The sequence below is a fragment of the Rhizobium tumorigenes genome (assembly GCF_003240565.2).
In the GTDB taxonomy this organism is placed as follows: Bacteria; Pseudomonadota; Alphaproteobacteria; order Rhizobiales; family Rhizobiaceae; genus Rhizobium; species Rhizobium tumorigenes.
Genome location: NZ_CP117255.1, coordinates 2,170,880 through 2,186,532, shown reverse-complemented (window position 1 = coordinate 2,186,532; position 15,653 = coordinate 2,170,880). Strand labels below are relative to the sequence as shown.

Sequence of the window (15,653 nt, the reverse complement as noted above, 5' to 3'; positions counted from 1 at the left end):
GATCCTCAGGCTGCAACGCTTTCGGCTGCCATTTTCGGCAAGGCCTCGATGATATTGCGCCATTCTGGACGCTCGTCGGAGCCTTCCTTGCGCTTGCCGAAGAACTGGATGATCATCTCGCCATCGGCGCCATAGGCCTCAAGCGAGCTCACATGGCCGTCGGCGGTCGGCTTGCGCACCGCCCATGCCTCGGCGATGTGGTCGAGACGCAGGTGAAGATGGAAGGTGGGGTCCATCACGTTGATCCACGGACCCATCGTCTTGATGCTGGCGACCGGGCCGGAATGGATCTGGATGATGCCGTCATTGCCGACGAAGCACATGATGGGCAGGCCATCTGCGGCGGCAGCCTCCAGCATGGTTTCGACGGCGCTGCCGTCTAGCTTCCAGGCGTAATCATCGCCGACTGTCCGGAGGGCAGACTGGCGGCCAATCTTCAGCTTCTTCAGCAGGCCGATGAACTCATGGGTATCCCTCATCTGGCCCCAGTGGTCGCGCAATTCGTCGCGGCTGACCTCGCCGTCGATGCTTCCCTTGTCATAGCCGGACATGTCCTCGACGAGTTCCTGGGACTGGTCCTCGATACGGAGTGCCGCCACCATCGCATGATAGGCGGCAACATCGGAGGCGGGGCGCAGATGGACCTTGTGGACGGCGCTGCCGGCCTTGTCGAAGAACTGCAGGCTCAGCTTGACGTCGGTACCGTCCGTCTTGGTGACTGCAAAGCCGTGCACCCAGCGGGACGGGAAAATCCGGAGATCGATGTTTTCGCCCAGCACGATGGCGGAATGCTTGCCGGTCTTGATGTTCTCGTAGATGCCGATCTTTTCGTGCACGGCGCTTTCGTTTCGCGACAGGGCGAGCACTTCGCCGAGACTTTCCACATGCTCCAGAAAGCGATTGGCGCTGGCGTCGATACGGATGGCCGTGAGGCCTACTTCGGCGGCCACGAGGGCGGCCTCGGAGATGCCGAGGCGGGCTGCGATATCGCGTTCGCGCATCTTCGGGTTCTCGGCGCGGAAGCTGCGGATTTCGGCGGGGCTTGGTCGGGTGGGGGTCGTCATCGTCAAATGCCCTATTTGTTGAGTATCAGTTTGCCCTGTCGGGTGATTTTCAGTCGGTAAGTGAAATCTTCATGCCGAATGACGATCTCGTTCTGACCGCGAAAGATCTCCGCGCTCTCGATCGTCCTGACCGTCTGCACCGTATGCGGCGGTGGGGTCGCTGGCGTCTTATCAGCAATCATCTGGCTTATTTTTGCCTGCAAAATCATGGGATCGGGCCGGTCTACCCGGAGTTTTATCTTGACTCTCATAGTCATGGTTTCCTAAAGACGCAATAGGATACTAACTGAGTCAAGTTTAAATTTGCAGGCGACGCACCTCAAGGTCGTTGCCGCCCTGAACCGGTGCAGGAGAGCCCTATGCGCTTGAAGACGATCGTCTGTTTATTTGTCTGCAATGCTGTCATCGCGGGTTCCGCGTCGGCCCAGCAACAGACACCGGTTGCCGCTCGCCTGAATGTCGAGCTCAATGCCCTTACGCCATCGGCCAAGGGGTGCATGATGACCTTCGTCGCCGAAAACGACATGGCGACGCCGATTGCGAAGATCTCCTTTGAACTGGCATTTTTCAACGAAAAGAACGCCGTCGACAAAGGTACCGTGCTCGATTTCCGCGATCTGCCGGTCGGCAAGAAGCGGGTGCGGCAATTCGATATGCCGAACCTCAAGTGCGAGGCGGTCACCCGGGTCATCGTCAACGACACGCCGGTTTGTGACGGGCCGGCCGCCGGAGAATGCAAGGCAGCGCTGACGACCCGGTCGCAGACGTCAATCCCCTTCGAGGGTTGAAATCCCGGGCGTCGGGGTTGATCCCGGCCGCCCGCCTACTCCCCGAACGGCGGATGCAGCGCATGACCAGTCCAGCCAAGTCCCGATCCAGACCATTTGCCGGCATCGATCCGCGCATGGGAGCCGTTGTCAACGACAACACGCCGCCGACCTTTCCGGCCCACGAGCTGTTGGGACTGGACGAGCTCCCGCGTCCGCCCGCTGCCGAGGCGGTCGTCCACTATGCGCGCCTTACCCGCATCGCGTCCTATCCGGCGCATCCCGACGCGGCCGCAGAAGCCGGCACCGCAGCGCCGCCGATCGATCCGCTGCCGGACGTGCCAAGGTCGGTCCGCGCGGGAACGAGGACGGCTAGTCTTGCGGCAAGCCTTTGCTCGCTGCTTTTTCACGTAGCGGTGTTTTCGGCGCTGATGACGGCCGTCGTGACGTTGCCGGAAAATCCTGTCGAGGATGCCGGCGACAGCGTCAGTGTCGTCATGCTTGGAAACGGCGACGCAGACCAGCAGGCCTCGGGCGAAGAGAACAAGGAACCTCCCAAGCCCGACGAGATCGTTGCCGAGGCCGTCCAGCCGAGCAAGACTGAAACGGCCGAAGTCACGCCGGTCGAGCCGCAACAGACCGAACCCGCACCCGCTGTCCAGCCGTCTGAACCGGTGCCTGAGGCTATCCAGCCCGATCCGGCGCAGCCGACTCAGGCGTTGAGCCAGGTCTCTCCCGAGACCGTCGTTTCTCCGGAACCGGAGGTGCTTGCGGCGCAAGTGCCGGCCGAACCGACTGTTATCCAGCCGCAAGCGACCGAGGTCCCGCTCGAGGAGACGAAGCCCCCGGCGGCACCTCCGAGCGATGCGGCGACCACGCCTGTCCCGCCGGTGCCCGCGTCTCCAGCGGAAATCATTCCGCCAGAGGAGACTGTGAAGCCGATCGAGAAGCCGACGCCACCGCCGAAGGTGCAGAAGCCGAAGGAAGTGGTGAAAAAGCCGCCGCCGAAAGCTGCGAAGCTGAAGTCTGGCTCGAAGGGCGAAAACGAGCAGGATTCCAAGCGAGGGTCATCGGAAGGCACTGAAACGGCCCGCTCTGACAGCAATTCGGCGGCAGTCGGCAATCGCCAGGGATCAGGCAGCGCTGCCGTCGCGAATTATCCCGGCAAGGTACAGTCGCGCATCCGCCGCTCGGTGCGCGTGCCCTCCGAATACCGGCGAATGACGGCAGCGATGACCGTACGCGTTCGGCTGACGGTCGGCGCCAGCGGCGAACTGAGTGCCGTGTCGCTCGCCCGCAGTTCCGGCGTCCCCGATCTGGATGCCGCCGTGCTCGACGGCGTTCGCCGTGCCGCACCGTTTCCATCGCTGCCGCCGGAGTGGGGAAAGCCCAGCTGGACCTTCACGCAGGAGGTGCAGGTCACCGGCAACTAACGGGAAAATAAGATGAGTAAAATAATCAAGTTTATACTTTACTCGAATACTCCAGTTTAATAAGGTCGCTCCAGGCCCGCCGAAATCGGGCAGGGATGAAACCAGAAAAACGGAGTGATGGCATGGCGCGCAAGGGCAAGAGGGATATCCGCGAGGTAGCGATCGCCGAGGCTGCGCCAGTGGCTACGGGCAAATCCCGCCTGGACGGCCGCAGCTTTCTCTATGTCGGCGGCCGCGATTGCCAGGTTGCCCATCTCCGCCAGATTGCCAGCAATTTCGGCGCAGAACTGCTGCACCATGACGGCGGACTGCGGGAAGCGGTATCCCGCATCGACACCGCACTGCAGTCGGTCGATTGCGTCTTCTGCCCTATCGACTGTATCAGCCACGATGCCTGCCTCAGGGTCAAGACCGGCTGCAAGCGCTACGGAAAGATCTTTATCCCCTTGCGCAACGGCAGCAAATCCAGCCTCGAGCGCGCCCTTCATACCATGAACGACCGGGTTGCGACGCAATGACCGATAGCTCCGACAGCGTGAATATGATCGGCCTTCACAGGCTGGCGCCGGGTGAGGGTGGCGCTGCAGTGCCGGAGATTTCCGCGCTGATGTCAAAGCGGGCGACAGCACCCCATGCGCCTGATGTCATTGTCTTTCCACGCGAGGCCGCCCGTCCGCCGGGCGAGGTGCCAGTTGCAGCTTTCGGCCGCGATGCAGCGACGGGCAGAAATGTGGTTGCCTTTGCCGGCGCATCGGGCAAACATCGGCGATATTCTTCCAAGGCTTGAAAGGCCCGTAGGGGTCGAAAGGGGTGACCATGTATATCGCCATGAACCGCTTCAAGGTAGCCGTCGGCTCGGAGGCGGAATTCGAATCCATCTGGAGAAATCGCGATTCCAGCCTGCCGGAAGTTCCGGGCTTCGTCGAGTTCCGGCTGTTGCGCAGCAAGACCAACGAAGACGAGGGCTATACGCTGTTTTCCTCGCACACGACCTGGGCCAACGAGGCGGATTTCATCAACTGGACGAAGTCCGAGAGCTTTCGAAAGTCGCACCGCAATGCCGGCGATCACAAGGCGGTCTATATCGGCCATCCCGTGTTCGAGGGTTTTAACGTTGTCCAAGGCATCTGAGCCGTCTGGCTGATCTCAATCGGGCGTCGGTGTTGTCCGCAAGAAGGCGCCTGCCGCCACGACCAGCCACCCGCCCATCATGGCGAAGCCGCCGATGGGGGCCGCCATCGGAAACAGGCCGACGCCCCGTGCGTAAAGCGCCATTAGATCGGCTGTGAACAGCAGTGTGCCGAGCCCCATCATCAGGCCGCCAAGCGGCGCGGTGGGAAGGCTGCGATACCCGACGTAGAGCGCCAGCAGGGCCGGCGCGTGGGCAAGGCACATCGCCGACGCCGACGCCAACAGGTGCGTATCGCCGCCGGCATGCGCGGAGGCTGCGGCCAAGGCAACGCCTGCGCAGCCGAAGATACCGGACATAAGCAGAAGGGTAGGGCGGACATAGGCGTTCATCGGGCTGCTATTCCTTGTTCTGCATATGGTGGGCAAGGCGCTCGACTGGTTCCCAGATGATGCCCCTGAGTTGCTCGCTGGCAATCGTCTCATCCAGTGCGCGGCGAAAACAGAGCAGCCATTCGTCGCGCTCAAGTGGTCCGATAGCTGCGGGCAAGTGGCGGCTGCGCAGGCGGGGATGGCCGCGCTTGTCTGTGTAGAGCGGAGGGCCGCCGAGATAGCCGGTCAGGTATTCGTAGAATTTCTCCCGGCTGCCGTCGAGGCTCGGCGGGTGGATGGCGCGGCAGCGGGCGGCCTCGGGAAGCGTATCCATCAGCGCATAGAAGCGATCGGTCAGCGCCTGCACCGTTGGCGCGCCACCGATGGCTTCATACAATGTGGTCGTCTCTTCGCTCACGGCCGGCTCCTGCTTTGCATCCTAAATGCCGCGCGGTCGACAATCCCGCAAGCTTCGATGGCTGGCTGCGGCGTTTCGGCGCTGCCGTCAGGATTTCCGCTCGAAGCCATCGCTTTCGCCCGGCACCAGTTCCAGCGGCCAGATCGTGTTGCAGGCGCCTTTCGGATAGAAGGACGCGTAGGCGGGCATGGTGGCCAGCAGGGTCTCGGCCAGCTCCACACCGAGATCGCGCACGGACATGCGAAAGCAGGTCAGCGTCGGCTGCAGGAATTTTGCGCGGGGCTCCTCGCGAAAGCCGATGACGGCGAGGTCGCGGCCGGGAATGACGCCTGCCTCTGTCAGCCGGCGGTAAAGGCCGATCGCCATCAGTTCGTAGATGAGGATGATCGCCGTTGGCCGGTCGTCGAGCAACAGCATCTCGTGTGCCGCCTGGTAGCCGCCTTGCTCGCTGGATTTGACCCTGAAAACCAGCGACGCATCATACGCGATGCCGTGGCGCTTAAGGGCATTCCGATAGGCGTCGATAAAGATATAACCGAGATTGACGTCGTTGGATGGTGCCGCGACAGCAATGCGGCGGTGGCCCTTGGCGATCAACCTATCGACGGAGCGGTTTGCGACGCCGTCGAAATCGAGATCGACCCAGGAATATTCGCCGCCAGACCGGCTGCGGCCAAGTGTGACGAAAGGGATCTTGGTGCGCGACAGTAAGTCCAGACGGTGGTCGATTCGCTGCGTTGCCGAGATGATCATGCCGTCGACGATGCCGCGGGCGACCATGCGCTGCAGGTATTCGGTCGGATCCTCCTCGCTGGGGCAGGGCAGCATGATAAGGTCAAGCTTATGGCGCGATAGTACGCTCTGCAGCCCGCTGGTCAGGCCGAGGAAGAAGTTGTCACCGTTCTCGTTGGTTTCCTTGCTCGATTCCATCATCAGGCCGATGACGTTGGTCGTTCCCTGGCGCAGGCTTCTGCCGGATTGGTTGGCGACGTAGCCGAGTTCGACGGCTGCTGCGAGCACACGCTGACGCGTCTCGGCATTGACATCGGCCTTGCCATTGAGGGCGCGCGAGACCGTGCCGATCGAAATATCGAGGTGTTTGGCGAGCTGTCGGATACCCTTCATCGGCGGCGTTTTTCCTTCGGTCGGCAAATTCCGTTTTTCCCTCTCTTGACACAGCAAAACATTTCCGACTAGTCTCGTAAACGTTTACGGAGCCATTGTCATGGGAGATGACGCGCTCCGGCGGAGGAAAAGATTTTGACATTCAATGCCATTTTGTGCGGGTGCGGAGCTATGTCCAAAGGCTGGTTGCGCGCCATCGCATCTGACCCGGCGGTAGCCGCTGCCATAAAAATTGTCGGCCTCGTCGATCTCAACCGCGAGACGGCTGAGAACCTCGCCAAGGAGTTCGGTCTCGAGGGTGCCGTCATCGGCTCCGATCTCGGCGATGTCATCGCCCGGACAAAGGCGGACATGGTTTTCGACGTCGTCATTCCGGCTGCGCGCTTCGGCGTCGTGTCGACGGCGCTGAAAGCCGGCTGCCATGTGCTCTCGGAAAAGCCGATGGCGACATCGCTGGCGGAAGGTGCGGCACTGATCGAACTGGCCGCGGAGACCGGCAAGGTGCACGCCATCATCCAGAACCGCCGCTATATCGCCGGCATCCGGCGCCTGCGGCGCTTTGTGGAAAGCGGTGCCATCGGCGAACTGACCGGCATCCACTGCGATTTCTTCCTCGGGCCGCATTTCGGCGGTTTCCGCGATGAGATGGACCATGTGCTGCTGCTCGACATGGCAATCCACACCTTCGATGCGGCGCGGTTCGTTGCCGACCGCAAGCCGCTGACCGTCTATTGCGTCGAGACCAATCCGAAGGGCTCATGGTACCGCGACGGTGCATCTGCCCACGCCATCTTCGAATTTTCGGATAACGTGACCTTCACCTATCGCGGCTCCTGGTGTGCCGAGGGGCGGCGGACGAGCTGGGAAAGCCAATGGCGGCTGACAGGCTCGAAGGGCATGCTGACCTGGGATGGCGAGGACGCCTTCGAGGCGACGGTCGCCGGCAATGAGGAGGGGCTGCTGCATGGCTTTACCCCGATCGAGGTGCCCGGACCTGAACATGAGGTGGAGACCCACGGTCATGCCAGCGTCATCGCCAGCTTCCTCGAGGCCGTGAAGACCGGGCGGCCTCCTGAGACGGTGAGCAGCGACAATATCCGCAGCCTTGCCATGGTGCTTGGCGCCATTGAGAGCGCTAGGTCCGGCCAACGCATCGACATTTCAGCCTGAAGACCTTCAGTACAAGGACAGAGATCGTGAACAATCCAGCCAATTCCATCCGCATCGGCACCATGGTCAAGGCCTCCGACGAGGACGCTGCCGCGCGCATTTCCAAGATCGCCGATCTCGGTTTTGAAAGTTTCGAGCCGTTCTTCTGGCAAACGACAAACGGCCAGAACCTTGCCGAGCTCGGCAAACGCTGCATTGATGCCATCGGCAATCGCGATATCACGATGTCGACGCTCGGCATGTTCGGCAATCCGCTTGAGGAGGGCGACATGGACCTGCAGACGCTGCAGGGCTGGAAGGATTGTATCGACAATGCCCATCATTTTGGCGCCACTTGCGTTGCCGGCTTTACCGGCCGCGTCCGCAACAAGCCGTTGACCGACAGCCTGCCGCGCTACAAGCAGATCTGGAGCGAGCTTGCCAAGCGCGCCGCCGACAAGGGCGTCAAGATCGCCTTCGAGAACTGCGCCATGGAAGGCAACTGGGCAACCGGCGACTGGAACATCGCCCACAATCCGGATGCCTGGGAGCTTATGTTCAACGAGACTCCGGATGACAACATCGGGCTGGAATGGGAACCCTGCCACCAGATGGTCTACCTGATCGAGCCGCTGCCGCAGATCCGCAAGTGGGCGTCGAAGATTTTTCATGTCCACGGCAAAGACGCGACGATCCGCTGGGATGTCATCAAGGAGCATGGCATTTTCGGTAAGGAAGAATTCGTCCTCATGCGCACGCCAGGTTTTGGCGACAGCAACTGGACCGACATCATCTCCGAGCTGCGGATGGCTGGTTGGTCCGGCTCGATCGACATCGAAGGCTGGCATGATCCGGTCTACCGCAACGAGCTGGAGATGACCGGCCAGGTCCACGGTCTGAATTACCTGAAGAAGAGCCGCGGTGGCGATTTCGTCGCGATCGCCGCCTGAGGTTGGCAGGATACTGAAGACGTGCATAAGGCCGGCGGGAGGACGCCGGTCCAATGGATAACCAAGAAGGAGGAGAACCATGGGTATCCGTAAAATCATGTTGCTTGGCGTCCTGGCTCTGGCCAGCGTCTCCGCATTCGGCCTGTCGGCGAGGGCAGAGGACACGGTCATCACCGTCTGGTCGCTGGACAAGGATGGGCAACCGGCCCCCGATCTTGCGAAGCGGTTCAATGCGCTCAACAACGGCATCAAGATCGAATATCGCGAAATCCAGTTCGACGACGTGGTCAGCGAGGCGATGCGCGCCTATTCGACCGGCAAGGCGCCCGACATCATTGCCATAGACAATCCGGACCATGCACTGTTCGCCTCGCATGGCGCTTTTCTCGATCTCACCGACATGATTTCCAAGTCGACGGTCGTCAAGCCCGCCAATTACTTCCCCGGTCCGCTGAAGTCGGTGATGTGGGACGGCAAATACTACGGGGTTCCGAAAGCGACGAACACCATCGCCCTCTACTACAACAAGGACATGTTCAAGGCCGCCGGGCTCGATCCTGCCAAGCCGCCGCAGACTTGGGACGAGCTGGTTGCGGATGCCAAGAAGCTGACCGATCCGGCAAAGAACGTCTATGGCCTGGCTTTTTCCGCCAAGGCCGGTGAGGAAGGGACGTTCCAGTTCCTTCCCTGGGCACAAATGGGCGGCGCCACCTACGACCACATCAATACGGATGGCGCTGTAAAGGCACTGACCATCTGGAAGCAGATCATCGACGAAAAGCTTGCCTCGCGCGATTCGCTGACACGCGGGCAATGGGATTCGACCGCCACCTTCAACTCCGGCAATGCCGCCATGGTCATTTCCGGTCCGTGGGAAATCGATCGCATGCTGAAGGATGCCAAGTTCGACTGGGGCACCGCTCTCCTGCCGGTTCCTGAGGAAGGCGCGCAACGCTCGTCGGCCATGGGCGACTACAACTGGGCGATCTTCTCGAAGAGCAAGCACCCGGAAGAGGCCTTCAAGGTGGTGGAATATTTCGTGTCCCAGGACCCGACGATGTTCAAGGATTTCGGCCAGTTGCCGGCCCGCTCTGACATCACCGTTCCGCCGACCGGCAATGCTCTGAAAGACGCGGCTCTGAAGACCTTCGTAGAACAGCTGAAATATGCCAAGCCGCGCGGTCCGTCGCCACAATGGGCAAAGATCTCTAAGGCGATCCAGGATGCCATCCAGGCAGCCTTGAGCGGCCAGATGTCGCCGAAGGATGCGCTGGATCAGGCTGCCCAGAAAATCAAGGCGCTCGGCTGATACCAGCACTCTAGCCGGATGGCGGTGCGAAGCCGCCATCCCCACAGTTTCCTCCCGGAAGGGGCCGTCTCGTCGCGAATGTAGAGATGGCCCCATTTCGAGATTGCAAGGCAGCACCGCCGTGCTGACCCACAGGGAGACCATGCGCAAAATCCTATCCAGTCTTACCGACGGTCGCGGTTTCGACATCACCCTTGTCGTCTTTCCGCTGTCCTTCCTGTTCCTGCTGTCCGGACTGCCGCTGATCTACAATGTGCTGATGAGCTTCCAGCAGGTCGACATGTTCAGCATGGGCACCGTCATCAGGCCGTTTGCCGGTCTTCAGAACTATATCGACCTGTTCCAGCTGCCGCAGACGCGCAGCATCCTTTTCAACACGGCGATCTTCGTCGTGGCATCGATTGCCGGCCAGTTTGCCATCGGCTTTGGCCTTGCATTGTTTTTCTGGGTGAATTTTCCGGGTGCCTCCTGGCTGCGCGGGCTGTTCCTGGTATCGTGGGTGATGCCCGGTCTTGTTGTCGGCGCTGTCTGGAACTGGATGCTGTCCGGCGACTTCGGCATCTTCAACTTCATGCTCCGCGAAACCGGCATCATCAGCAGCAACATCTTCTGGCGTTCGGACCCCAACTTCTCTCTGTGGGCGGTCATTCTCGCCAACATCTGGCTGGGCGCGGCGTTCAACATGATCCTCCTATCGGTCGGCCTTGCCGCTATTCCGAAGGATCTGTTCGAGGCGTCCGAACTCGATGGCGCCAATGTCTTCCAGCGCTTCTGGACGATCACGCTGCCGATGATGCGCTCGACCATCGGTGCCGTCGTCTCGCTCGGGCTGATCTTCACGCTGCAGCAATTCGACCTGTTTGCGGCGATTACCGACGGGGGGCCGAACAACTCGTCCAACGTCGCGCAATTCTGGGCCTGGGACCTGTCGTTCCGCCAGTACGACTTCGCCAAGGGAGCCGCAATTTCGGTCATCATGCTGGTCTTCGTCATTGTCGCTTCGGTGATTTATGTCCGGTCAACACGCCATGAGGTGCGGGGATGAGTGACACTTTCCGCAACAGGCTGATGCTGTTTGCCGCCATCGTGCTTGCCGTCATCTACCTCTTCCCGCTCTACTGGATGTATGTGACCAGCCTCAAAAGCGGGTCTGCGATGTATGTCACGCCGCCCAGCTTCTGGCCGCACGATCCGCAATGGAGCATCTATGGCGAGGTCTGGGCGAGCCGCAACATGGCCCGCTATCTCTGGAACTCGCTGGTCATCGCCGTCGGTGCCGTCGTGCTGATCTCGATATTCGGCTGCGGATGCGCCTATGTGCTCGCGCGGTACCGCAACCGCTGGATTGATGTCGGGCTGTTCCTGATCCTGCTTTTGCAGGTGCTGCCGCCGTCGTTGATGATCACGCCGATTTTCGTCGGTTTCTCGCAGATCGGACTGCTCGATTACCCGCGTCTGTCCGTCATCATCGCCATCGCCGCCAACAAGATGCCGTTCTTCGTGGTGCTCGTGCGCGCCACGTTCATGAGCGTGCCGATGGAACTGGAAGAGGCTGCGCTGGTGGATGGCAATTCGCGCATCGGTGCCTTCTTCAACATCGTTCTGCCGCTGGCCCGCAACGGTATCCTCGTCAGTGCCATCCTCATCTTCATGCAGGCCTTTGGCGAGTTCGTCTACTCGAAGTCGATGATCCAGGCGGCGGATCTGCAGCCGGCCAGCGTCGGGCTCAACAGTTTCATGGGCCCCAACACCACCGACTGGAACAAGATCATGGCCTATTCGACGATCTATGTGACGCCCATCCTTGCCATCTTCGTTCTTCTGCAGCGCCGCATCGTTTCCGGCCTCACATCGGGAGCCCTCAAATGACCCTTCAAATCGAACTTAGCGGCGTCAACAAGTACTACGGTGCCTTCCACGCATTGAAGGATATCAACTTGGCCATCGAGGACGGCACGTTCGTCGCGCTGGTCGGGCCGTCCGGCTGCGGCAAGTCCACGCTTCTGCGGTCGCTGGCGGGTCTGGAGAAGATCTCTGCGGGAGACATGCGCATTGCCGGCGAGTTGATGACCAACGTACCGCCGCGCAAGCGCGACATCGCCATGGTGTTCCAGTCCTATGCGCTCTATCCCCACATGACGGTCGAGCAAAACCTCACTTACAGCCTTCGCATCCGTGGCGTGAAGAAAGCCGAGGCCCGCAAGGCCGCTGCAGATGTTGCCGCCACGACCGGGCTGACGCCGTTGATGAAACGCTACCCGCGCGAGCTCTCCGGCGGCCAGCGGCAGCGTGTTGCCATGAGCCGCGCCATCGTCCGCCATCCGAAAGCCTTCCTGTTCGACGAGCCCCTGTCGAACCTCGACGCGGCGTTGCGCGTCCACATGCGCAAGGAAATCCGCATGCTGCACGAGCGGCTGAAAGCGACCTTCGTCTACGTGACCCATGACCAGATCGAGGCCATGACGATGGCCGACCATGTCGTTGTCATGAAGGACGGGGTTATCGAGCAGCAGGGTGCGCCGCTCGATCTCTACGACCGGCCGGTCAATCGTTTCGTGGCCGGTTTCATCGGCTCACCGGCGATGAATTTCGTGCCGGCGCGCGCTGCTGCCGACGGACGTAGCCTGGTGCTCGATTTCGCAGAGGGTCAGCGGACGCTGCCGATCTCCGGCCAGTTGCAATCCGGACAGCCGGTGCTTGCCGGGCTGCGGCCGGAACATCTCATCACCGCGCCCGAAGGGCAGGGTACATTCGATATCCGCATAGACACGGTCGAATCGACGGGTTCCTCGACGTTCCTGACGACAGTCACGGTTCCGGAGCTGACCATCGTCGAGACCTCGCGCCGGGGCGTGCGGCCAGGAGATCGCATCGGCCTGTCCATTGACCCAACGCAGGTGCATTTGTTCGATGTGGCAACGGAAAGGCGTATCGAGGCGGGTAAGCTGATAACTTCTAGTGATTGACAATACCGTCTGGACGGTATGTCATGCGGAATGTCCGACGCACATCACAGAAAAAAGCAACCGTTGCTTATCCGCCAGCAACTGCTCGCGGTTGCCGCGCGTCTGGCGGCTGAGCGCGGGGTCGGCGCCGTCACGCTGGATGCCGTGGCGGCTGCGTCCGGCGTCAGCAAGGGAGGGCTCCTGCATCACTTCCCGACCAAGGCCAGCTTGCTCGAAGGCATGCTCGACAGCCTGCTGGACCAGCTTGATGCGGCTATCGATGGTCAGATGCGCAACGACCCAGTGCCTTATGGCCGTTTCACCCGTGGCTATTTGCGTGCGGTCGTCGATCTCAGAGAGCGTACCGACGCCCCCGGGGACTGGGGGCAGGCGACGCTGACGCTGCTGACCGACCCGGCTCTGCGACAGCGCTGGCGGGACTGGGTGGAAAAGCAGAGCGAGAATTTCGTCGGTACGGATTCGTCCGTCGATGCCCGGATCGTACGGTTTGCCACAGACGGGATCTGGCTTGCCGAGGTTCTCGGCAGTGGCGATGCATCACCCGCATCCCGGCAGGCGCTCGTCGAACGGCTTGTCAGTCTCACGCGCAAATAGAAAGAAGAAGGCCCTATGGCGAATGCATCCGTTTATGGCCTGCTGCTGGTCGCAATCGTGCTGGAGGTGATCGGCACGACGGCGCTGCAACTGTCGCAGCAGTTCACGCGACCCTGGCCGATCGTCGTCCTCGTAGCGTGCTACACAGCCTCGTTCTACTGCCTGTCGATCACGCTCAAGGCCATACCCGTGGGCGTTGCCTATGCAATCTGGAGCGCGCTCGGCATCGTGCTGATTTCGGTCGTCGGGCTGGTGTTCTTCCGTCAGCGGCTTGATCTGCCGGCCGTCATCGGCCTTGCGCTGATCATCGCCGGAGTGCTCGTCGTCAACCTGTTTTCCAAATCGATTTCGCATTGAGCGGAAGGCGCGGAGCCCTTTCTCGACTCCTATGGCCGCTCTATGTGCATCAACATCATATCCGAGCCGGCGGCGTGCCCCGAAAAAGGCGGGAATGCCGCAATACAACAGAGACTCACGGGAGAGATGCTATGGCAAAAACAATTCGAACAGTAGTTTGGGGCGAGAATATCCACGAGCAGACCAGCGATGTGGTTCGAAAGGTCTATCCGGATGGCATGCACACGGCGATTGCCGCAGCGCTGAACAGCGATGCGCGCATCGAGGCAACGACCGCCACCTTGCAGCAGCCGGAACACGGATTGAGCGAGGATCGGCTTCGCGACACCGATGTCCTCGTCTGGTGGGGCCATGCCGACCATGGAGCCGTCGATGACGCGGTCGTCGAGCGCGTCGCCAAGCGCGTCTGGGAGGGCATGGGGCTAATCGTCCTGCATTCCGGCCATTTCGCCAAGATCTTCAAGCGGATGATGGGCACCCCCTGTGCGTTGAAATGGCGCGAGGCCGGCGAGCGGGAGCGGGTCTGGGTCGTCAATCCAAGCCATCCCATCGCTGCCGGTCTGCCGGACAATTTCGTGCTCGAAAACGAGGAAATGTACGGCGAGGCTTTCTCGGTGCCGGAACCCCTCGAAACGGTGTTCATATCATGGTTCCAAGGCGGGGAGGTTTTCCGGTCGGGCATGACCTGGAAGCGTGGCGCCGGCAACATCTTCTATTTCCGCCCGGGTCATGAGACCTATCCGACTTACTACGATCCGAATATCAAGACCGTGCTGATCAACGCCGTTGCCTGGGCCCATAATCCGCAGGCCGCATTGACCGGCATCCATGACGCGCCGAACGTTCCCGTCGAGCAGGCGCTGGAGCCGATTACCGAACGTGGCCCGAAACTGCACCAGGCTGGCGAAGCCGGTTACCGCTGAGGTGAATATGCGTCTCATCATCGTTGGCACCGGCGTCATGGGCAAGAACCAGCTCGATCATTTCGCGCGCATTGACGGCGTGGAGGTGGTCGCGGCTGTCGACAGCGATGCCACCAGACTCGCCACCTTTGCCGACCGCTTCAATATCAAGACCCGGTTCACGTCGCTGGAGGAGGCGATCGCCTGGGGAAAATTCGACGCGGCGACGAACGTCACGCCGGATCGCATGCACCACCCGACGACGCTCGCCCTGCTGGCGGCCGGAAAGCATGTGCTTTGTGAAAAGCCGCTCGCCGAGAACTATGAAAAGGCTCTCGAGATGACGGAGGCGGCCGAACGGGCCGGCGTCATCAACATGGTCAACCTGACCTATCGCAACGTCGCACAGCTGCAGCGGGCCCGCGAGATGGTGATCGCCGGTGAGATCGGCACAGTCAAGCACGTCGAGGCGTCCTACCTGCAGAGCTGGCTCGTTTCCAAGGCCTGGGGAGATTGGCGCAGCGAATCCACCTGGCTCTGGCGGCTGTCGACCGGCCATGGCTCGAACGGCGTGCTGGGCGATATCGGCATCCACATTCTCGATTTTGCCGCCTATGGCGCAGCGACCGATATCGATCACGTGTTTGCGCGGCTGAAGACCTTCAACAAGGCCCCGGGCGGCCAGATCGGCGAATACCGCCTGGATGCCAATGACAGCTTTGCGATGTCGGTGGATTTTGCCAACGGCGCCCTCGGCGTCGTGCATGCGACGCGCTGGGCGACGGGGCATCTCAACGAACTGAAGTTGCGGGTCTATGGCGAGCGCGGCGGGCTAGAAGTCATCCACCGTCCGGACGGTTCGGAACTGCGCGCCTGCGTCGGAGACGATGTGGAAACGGCGGAGTGGAAAGTCATCGACGTCCCCGCGGTGCCGACCAACTACCAGCGCTTTGCAGAGGCTGTGCGCACCGGTGTGCCTCAGGATCCGAATTTCCGCCATGCCGCCAATCTGCAGAAGGTTCTGGATCTGGCGCTTGTGACGGAACTCGAGCGCCGCGAATTGAAAGTGTAAGGCGATCAGAATGCGGTGATGTGTGCCGGCATCGCGGGAGGCGATGC

The 15,653-nt window shown here is 61.1% G+C and carries 20 protein-coding genes; 15 read left to right on the top strand and 5 right to left on the bottom strand.

All coding sequences use genetic code 11. The features are described 5' to 3' along the window. Positions 1 to 5: 5 nt before the first annotated feature. Both PR017_RS10785 and hemP read right to left on the bottom strand, forming a co-directional pair. Positions 6 to 1,064, bottom strand: a complete 1,059-nt coding sequence (locus tag PR017_RS10785; protein ID WP_111222573.1) for a hemin-degrading factor — start codon at positions 1,062 to 1,064, stop codon at positions 6 to 8. An 11-nt stretch (positions 1,065 to 1,075) separates the two neighbouring features. Further along, positions 1,076 to 1,246, bottom strand: coding sequence for a hemin uptake protein HemP (gene hemP, locus PR017_RS10780; protein ID WP_111222990.1), 171 nt, complete (start codon positions 1,244 to 1,246; stop codon positions 1,076 to 1,078). 177 nt (positions 1,247 to 1,423) lie between these two features. Between hemP and PR017_RS10775 the strand changes: the two genes are divergently transcribed. The 5 genes from PR017_RS10775 (at position 1,424) to hmuQ (ending at position 4,395) form a co-directional block, all read left to right on the top strand. Further along, positions 1,424 to 1,852: a hypothetical protein gene (locus PR017_RS10775; RefSeq protein ID WP_111222574.1), complete on the top strand. Its 429-nt coding sequence runs from the start codon at positions 1,424 to 1,426 to the stop codon at positions 1,850 to 1,852. Positions 1,853 to 1,914: 62 nt separating this feature from the next. Further along, positions 1,915 to 3,264, top strand: a complete 1,350-nt coding sequence (tolA, locus tag PR017_RS10770; RefSeq protein WP_111222991.1) for a cell envelope integrity protein TolA — start codon at positions 1,915 to 1,917, stop codon at positions 3,262 to 3,264. Between the two features lie 122 nt (positions 3,265 to 3,386). Beyond that, complete coding sequence (locus tag PR017_RS10765; RefSeq protein WP_111222575.1) at positions 3,387 to 3,782, top strand: DUF2325 domain-containing protein; 396 nt, start codon at positions 3,387 to 3,389, stop codon at positions 3,780 to 3,782. Then, the gene (locus PR017_RS10760; protein ID WP_240539151.1) at positions 3,779 to 4,051 is read left to right on the top strand and encodes a hypothetical protein; all 273 of its coding nucleotides are present in this window, start codon (positions 3,779 to 3,781) and stop codon (positions 4,049 to 4,051) included. The genes PR017_RS10765 and PR017_RS10760 overlap by 4 nt, the downstream gene beginning before the upstream one ends. 29 nt (positions 4,052 to 4,080) lie before the next feature. Continuing rightward, on the top strand, positions 4,081 to 4,395 hold the full coding sequence (hmuQ, locus tag PR017_RS10755) for a heme-degrading protein HmuQ (protein ID WP_111222576.1): 315 nt from the start codon (positions 4,081 to 4,083) through the stop codon (positions 4,393 to 4,395). 15 nt (positions 4,396 to 4,410) lie between these two features. On the opposite strand, the gene PR017_RS10750 is transcribed toward hmuQ, so the two are convergent. The 3 genes from PR017_RS10750 to PR017_RS10740 all read right to left on the bottom strand — a co-directional run bounded on the left by PR017_RS10750 (position 4,411) and on the right by PR017_RS10740 (position 6,307). Continuing rightward, on the bottom strand, positions 4,411 to 4,785 hold the full coding sequence (locus PR017_RS10750; protein WP_111222577.1) for a DUF423 domain-containing protein: 375 nt from the start codon (positions 4,783 to 4,785) through the stop codon (positions 4,411 to 4,413). Positions 4,786 to 4,792: 7 nt separating this feature from the next. Continuing rightward, a complete protein-coding gene (locus PR017_RS10745) occupies positions 4,793 to 5,182 on the bottom strand; it encodes a group II truncated hemoglobin (RefSeq protein ID WP_111222578.1) in 390 nt (129 codons plus the stop codon). Positions 5,183 to 5,269: 87 nt separating this feature from the next. Further along, positions 5,270 to 6,307, bottom strand: coding sequence for a LacI family DNA-binding transcriptional regulator (locus PR017_RS10740; RefSeq protein ID WP_111222993.1), 1,038 nt, complete (start codon positions 6,305 to 6,307; stop codon positions 5,270 to 5,272). A gap of 135 nt (positions 6,308 to 6,442) precedes the next feature. Here PR017_RS10740 and PR017_RS10735 point away from each other — a divergent pair, with 135 nt between their 5' ends. From PR017_RS10735 to PR017_RS10690, 10 genes are all read left to right on the top strand, one after another. Next, a complete protein-coding gene (locus PR017_RS10735; protein ID WP_111222579.1) occupies positions 6,443 to 7,477 on the top strand; it encodes a Gfo/Idh/MocA family protein in 1,035 nt (344 codons plus the stop codon). Positions 7,478 to 7,503: 26 nt separating this feature from the next. Further along, positions 7,504 to 8,406, top strand: a complete 903-nt coding sequence (locus PR017_RS10730) for a sugar phosphate isomerase/epimerase family protein (RefSeq protein ID WP_111222580.1) — start codon at positions 7,504 to 7,506, stop codon at positions 8,404 to 8,406. A 79-nt stretch (positions 8,407 to 8,485) separates the two neighbouring features. Next, a complete protein-coding gene (locus tag PR017_RS10725) occupies positions 8,486 to 9,715 on the top strand; it encodes an ABC transporter substrate-binding protein (RefSeq protein WP_111222581.1) in 1,230 nt (409 codons plus the stop codon). A 142-nt stretch (positions 9,716 to 9,857) separates the two neighbouring features. After that, positions 9,858 to 10,760: a carbohydrate ABC transporter permease gene (locus PR017_RS10720; RefSeq protein WP_111222582.1), complete on the top strand. Its 903-nt coding sequence runs from the start codon at positions 9,858 to 9,860 to the stop codon at positions 10,758 to 10,760. Then, on the top strand, positions 10,757 to 11,584 hold the full coding sequence (locus PR017_RS10715; protein WP_111222583.1) for a carbohydrate ABC transporter permease: 828 nt from the start codon (positions 10,757 to 10,759) through the stop codon (positions 11,582 to 11,584). Before PR017_RS10720 ends, PR017_RS10715 begins: the two co-directional genes overlap by 4 nt. Then, complete coding sequence (locus PR017_RS10710; RefSeq protein ID WP_111222584.1) at positions 11,581 to 12,681, top strand: ABC transporter ATP-binding protein; 1,101 nt, start codon at positions 11,581 to 11,583, stop codon at positions 12,679 to 12,681. The genes PR017_RS10715 and PR017_RS10710 overlap by 4 nt, the downstream gene beginning before the upstream one ends. 30 nt (positions 12,682 to 12,711) lie before the next feature. Further along, the gene (locus PR017_RS10705) at positions 12,712 to 13,275 is read left to right on the top strand and encodes a TetR/AcrR family transcriptional regulator (RefSeq protein WP_111222585.1); all 564 of its coding nucleotides are present in this window, start codon (positions 12,712 to 12,714) and stop codon (positions 13,273 to 13,275) included. Positions 13,276 to 13,290: 15 nt separating this feature from the next. Further along, positions 13,291 to 13,632, top strand: a complete 342-nt coding sequence (locus PR017_RS10700; RefSeq protein ID WP_111222586.1) for a DMT family transporter — start codon at positions 13,291 to 13,293, stop codon at positions 13,630 to 13,632. A gap of 131 nt (positions 13,633 to 13,763) precedes the next feature. Beyond that, the gene (locus PR017_RS10695) at positions 13,764 to 14,555 is read left to right on the top strand and encodes a ThuA domain-containing protein (RefSeq protein WP_111222587.1); all 792 of its coding nucleotides are present in this window, start codon (positions 13,764 to 13,766) and stop codon (positions 14,553 to 14,555) included. A 7-nt stretch (positions 14,556 to 14,562) separates the two neighbouring features. Continuing rightward, positions 14,563 to 15,606, top strand: a complete 1,044-nt coding sequence (locus PR017_RS10690; protein WP_111222588.1) for a Gfo/Idh/MocA family protein — start codon at positions 14,563 to 14,565, stop codon at positions 15,604 to 15,606. Positions 15,607 to 15,653: the final 47 nt, after the last annotated feature.

Excerpts from the sequence above, each read along its gene's own strand:
- PR017_RS10785 (WP_111222573.1), bottom strand. The coding sequence starts at position 1,064 with ATGACGACCCCCACCCGACCAAGCCCCGCCGAAATCCGCAGCTTCCGC.
- hemP (WP_111222990.1), bottom strand. The coding sequence starts at position 1,246 with ATGATTGCTGATAAGACGCCAGCGACCCCACCGCCGCATACGGTGCAG.
- PR017_RS10775 (WP_111222574.1), top strand. The coding sequence starts at position 1,424 with ATGCGCTTGAAGACGATCGTCTGTTTATTTGTCTGCAATGCTGTCATC.
- tolA (WP_111222991.1), top strand. The coding sequence starts at position 1,915 with ATGACCAGTCCAGCCAAGTCCCGATCCAGACCATTTGCCGGCATCGAT.
- PR017_RS10765 (WP_111222575.1), top strand. The coding sequence starts at position 3,387 with ATGGCGCGCAAGGGCAAGAGGGATATCCGCGAGGTAGCGATCGCCGAG.
- PR017_RS10760 (WP_240539151.1), top strand. The coding sequence starts at position 3,779 with ATGACCGATAGCTCCGACAGCGTGAATATGATCGGCCTTCACAGGCTG.
- hmuQ (WP_111222576.1), top strand. The coding sequence starts at position 4,081 with ATGTATATCGCCATGAACCGCTTCAAGGTAGCCGTCGGCTCGGAGGCG.
- PR017_RS10750 (WP_111222577.1), bottom strand. The coding sequence starts at position 4,785 with ATGAACGCCTATGTCCGCCCTACCCTTCTGCTTATGTCCGGTATCTTC.
- PR017_RS10740 (WP_111222993.1), bottom strand. The coding sequence starts at position 6,307 with ATGAAGGGTATCCGACAGCTCGCCAAACACCTCGATATTTCGATCGGC.
- PR017_RS10725 (WP_111222581.1), top strand. The coding sequence starts at position 8,486 with ATGGGTATCCGTAAAATCATGTTGCTTGGCGTCCTGGCTCTGGCCAGC.
- PR017_RS10720 (WP_111222582.1), top strand. The coding sequence starts at position 9,858 with ATGCGCAAAATCCTATCCAGTCTTACCGACGGTCGCGGTTTCGACATC.
- PR017_RS10715 (WP_111222583.1), top strand. The coding sequence starts at position 10,757 with ATGAGTGACACTTTCCGCAACAGGCTGATGCTGTTTGCCGCCATCGTG.
- PR017_RS10710 (WP_111222584.1), top strand. The coding sequence starts at position 11,581 with ATGACCCTTCAAATCGAACTTAGCGGCGTCAACAAGTACTACGGTGCC.
- PR017_RS10705 (WP_111222585.1), top strand. The coding sequence starts at position 12,712 with ATGTCCGACGCACATCACAGAAAAAAGCAACCGTTGCTTATCCGCCAG.
- PR017_RS10700 (WP_111222586.1), top strand. The coding sequence starts at position 13,291 with ATGGCGAATGCATCCGTTTATGGCCTGCTGCTGGTCGCAATCGTGCTG.
- PR017_RS10695 (WP_111222587.1), top strand. The coding sequence starts at position 13,764 with ATGGCAAAAACAATTCGAACAGTAGTTTGGGGCGAGAATATCCACGAG.
- PR017_RS10690 (WP_111222588.1), top strand. The coding sequence starts at position 14,563 with ATGCGTCTCATCATCGTTGGCACCGGCGTCATGGGCAAGAACCAGCTC.